The organism is Sulfitobacter sp. HI0129 (assembly GCF_001635395.1).
In the GTDB taxonomy this organism is placed as follows: Bacteria; Pseudomonadota; Alphaproteobacteria; order Rhodobacterales; family Rhodobacteraceae; genus Sulfitobacter.
This window is the reverse complement of sequence record NZ_LWGH01000298.1, coordinates 1-3,238: the sequence shown is the minus strand read 5'-3', so window position 1 is coordinate 3,238 and position 3,238 is coordinate 1. Positions and strand designations below refer to the sequence as shown.

The window sequence follows — 3,238 nt, the reverse complement described above, 5'->3', positions numbered from 1 at the left end:
CCTCAGGACTGGTCGCATCTGGCGGTTTTCTTTGACGAAGTTTTCTATCCCTACCTGATCGGTGGCATCCTGCCGGGAATAATCAGCGCCACCGTGGCATATTATCTGTCCGTACCGGTGCTTCGGGCCTATCAGAAGCGACGCAAGGGCCTGATAAAAGCCAAATTCGAAGCACTCAAACGCAAGACGGCCGCGAAGGCGGATGCCCGTCGCGGAACGGATCAGACATGAAAAGCAGCCCCAGCGGGAGACCGAAGATGAAAAAACAGGACAAGCTGAGGCTCGGGGTGAACATCGATCATGTCGCTACGGTCCGCAACGCGCGCGGCGGGGACTACCCTGATCCGCTGCGGGCCGCAAAGATCGCGGAACAGGCAGGGGCGGATGGCATTACGGCGCATCTGCGCGAAGACCGCCGCCACATCTCCGACGCCGATATCGAAGGGTTGATGGATGTCCTGACCGTTCCGCTGAACTTCGAGATGGCTGCCACTGAAGAAATGCAGAAGATCGCTTTGCGCCATCGCCCTCATGCGGTCTGCATCGTGCCCGAAAAGCGCGAGGAACGCACCACCGAAGGCGGGCTGGAGGTCGCGCAAGATGAAAACCGGCTGGCCCATTTCATCGCGCCGCTCCGCGAAGCCGGAAGCCGTGTGTCGATCTTCATTGCGGCGGACGAGCGCCAGATCGAAGCGGCAAACCGGATCGGGGCCGAGGTGATCGAGCTTCATACCGGGGCCTATTGTGATGCCTTTGCCGAAGGGCACTGGGACAGGGCGCAGGCAGAGCTCCGCAAGCTGGAACAGATGGCCCAGTTCGCGGATTCGCTCGGTCTCGAAGTTCACGCGGGCCATGGCCTGACCTATGACACGGTATCGCCCGTCGCGGCCTTCCCGGAAGTGCGGGAGCTCAACATCGGCCACTTCCTGATCGGGGAAGCGATCTTTCTCGGGCTGGAGCCCGCGATCCGCGAAATGCGCCGCCTCATGTTCGAGGCGCGGGAAGAGTGAGCGGAGACGTCACACCCACCGCCGCCGAACAGACCGTAATGGCGGACGTGTTGCGCCGGGCGCGCGAGACCGAGGGACCGGACAGCAAAGCTCCGATCGCGGCGGCCATCATGCACGGCGACGACGTGATCGCTTACGGCGTGAACGAGGTCCATCTGGCGCATGACCCCACCCGTCATGCGGAGATTGTGGCGATTTCCGCGGCAACCGCCCGGATCGGGAAGCCGGACCTTTCGGGCTGCACGCTTCTGTCGTCTCTGCAACCGTGTGAGATGTGTCTGTCGGCCATGCAGTTTTCCGGCATTCGTCGGCTCATCTTCGCATCGGAACAGGGGGAGGTCGCGTCAAAGTATTTCATGTTCCCCGAGTTTGACATTTCGGCCTTCCGCGAGGCTGCTAAAGAGCCTTTCGAATGGTGTGGCGGCATCGGCACCGAAGAGGTGCTGCACCTTTATGAGGACGGCGACGCATGATCCTCGGCATTGGAACCGACCTTGCCAATATCGAGCGGATCGAAGGTACGCTGGCCCGGTTCGGGGACCGTTTCCGGAACAGGGTCTTCACGGATATCGAGCAGCGCAAGGCGGAGCGCAGGCATGACGTCGCGGGCACTTATGCAAAGCGTTGGGCCGCGAAAGAGGCTTGTTCCAAGGCGCTCGGTACGGGGCTGCGGATGGGTATCGCGTGGAAGGACATGGCCGTGAGCAACCTGCGCAGCGGGCAGCCCGTGATGCATGTGACCGGCTGGGCGGCGGACCGCCTCGCCAGCATGACCCCCCCGGGGCACGAGGCAATCATTCACGTCACCCTGACGGACGATCATCCATGGGCGCAGGCCTTCGTCGTGATAGAGGCGCGACCCCTTCAGCAGGCGGTCACCGCTCCGCCCACCCCATGAGCCAGCGGGTGGCGGGGCAGGGTCGCTTGACTTGGCTCCGGCCCGCCCGCATGTAACGCCAGACCCGAACGAAGGAGGCGCCGCATGGCTGCCAAAGAAAAGAAATCAGACAATGCGTTCATCGAGACCATCAAGACCGTGGTCTATGCGCTGCTGATCGCCGGTGTATTCCGTACCCTGTTTTTCCAGCCGTTCTGGATCCCTTCCGGGTCGATGAAGGAGACGCTGCTGATCGGCGACTTCCTCTTCGTCAACAAGATGGCCTACGGCTATTCATACGCGTCCTGTCCCAGCGTCATGCTGCCGCGCTTCGGTATCGAGATCGACGCAAAGGATATCTGCGGTGTCTTCGACGGCGATAATTCGCGGCTCTTCGGGTCGGAACCCGAGCGTGGCGATGTCGTCGTTTTCCGCCACCCGGTTTCCGGACGGGATTATATCAAGCGGCTTGTCGGCCTGCCCGGCGATACCATCCAGATGCGCAATGGTGTGCTGCACATCAACGGCGAAGCCGTCACGCTGGAAGATGCCGGCGTGTTCGAAGAGGTCATGGCGTTGCAGGGGCCCCAGGGTTTGCGCCCCCGCTGTGAAAACGGCCCCGTGGGCGAAGGCGGTATCTGCCGCAAGAGCCGGAAGCTCGAAACGCTGCCCAACGGGGTGCAGTATCCGATCCTCAACATCAGCAATCAGCAGTCGGACAATACGGGTGTCTACAGTGTGCCCGAGGGGCATTACTTCTTCATGGGGGACAACCGCGACAATTCCGCCGACAGCCGGTTGGCCCAGCGTGCGGGTGGGGTGGGTTTCGTCCCCTTCGAGAACCTGATCGGTCGCGCCGACCGGGTCATCTTCAGCTCCGCCGGGCGGTCCATGCTGTATTTCTGGACTTGGCGGGCGGATCGCTTTTTCGAAGCGGTACGATGAAACTCGGGGCGGAGCTCAAGGACTTCGAAGCGCGGATCGGGCACCGTTTTGCACGGCCTGAGCTTCTGGTGCGTGCGGTGACGCATGCTTCCATGTCCTCCGCCAACCGCGATGACAACCAGCGGCTCGAGTTTCTCGGGGACAGGGTTTTGGGCCTCGTGATGGCAGAGGCGCTTCTTTCGGCGGATCGCAAGGCCAGCGAAGGGCAGTTGGCCCCGCGTTTCAACGCGCTTGTCCGCAAGGAAGCCTGCGCCGCCGTCGCGCGGGAGGTCGACCTCGGCAAGGTGCTGAAACTGGGCCGGTCCGAAATGATCTCGGGCGGGCGCCGCAAGCAGGCGCTGTTGGGCGACGCGATCGAGGCGGTCATCGCCGCCGTTTACCTCGACGCGGGTTTCGATACGGCGCG

General features: G+C 62.5%; 6 protein-coding genes. All 6 read left to right on the top strand.

Annotation, left to right across the window (positions count from 1 at the left end):
• Positions 1–231, top strand: a 231-nt coding sequence (locus A3764_RS06720) for a DUF2062 domain-containing protein (RefSeq protein ID WP_150122094.1), incomplete at its 5' end; no start/stop codon positions are given.
• 26 nt (positions 232–257) lie between these two features.
• Positions 258–1,010 (top strand): pyridoxine 5'-phosphate synthase, encoded by a 753-nt coding sequence (locus tag A3764_RS06715; protein WP_067924986.1) that lies wholly within the window; start codon positions 258–260, stop codon positions 1,008–1,010.
• Positions 1,007–1,483: a nucleoside deaminase gene (locus A3764_RS06710; protein WP_201722156.1), complete on the top strand. Its 477-nt coding sequence runs from the start codon at positions 1,007–1,009 to the stop codon at positions 1,481–1,483. Before A3764_RS06715 ends, A3764_RS06710 begins: the two co-directional genes overlap by 4 nt.
• Entirely contained in the window at positions 1,480–1,908 is a 429-nt protein-coding gene (gene acpS / locus A3764_RS06705; RefSeq protein WP_067924974.1) for a holo-ACP synthase, read from the top strand. Before A3764_RS06710 ends, acpS begins: the two co-directional genes overlap by 4 nt.
• Positions 1,909–1,992: 84 nt before the next feature.
• Complete coding sequence (gene lepB / locus A3764_RS06700) at positions 1,993–2,832, top strand: signal peptidase I (protein WP_067924971.1); 840 nt, start codon at positions 1,993–1,995, stop codon at positions 2,830–2,832.
• A partial coding sequence (locus A3764_RS06695) for a ribonuclease III family protein (RefSeq protein ID WP_330220512.1) occupies positions 2,829–3,238 on the top strand: 410 nt, incomplete at its 3' end. The genes lepB and A3764_RS06695, both read left to right, overlap by 4 nt.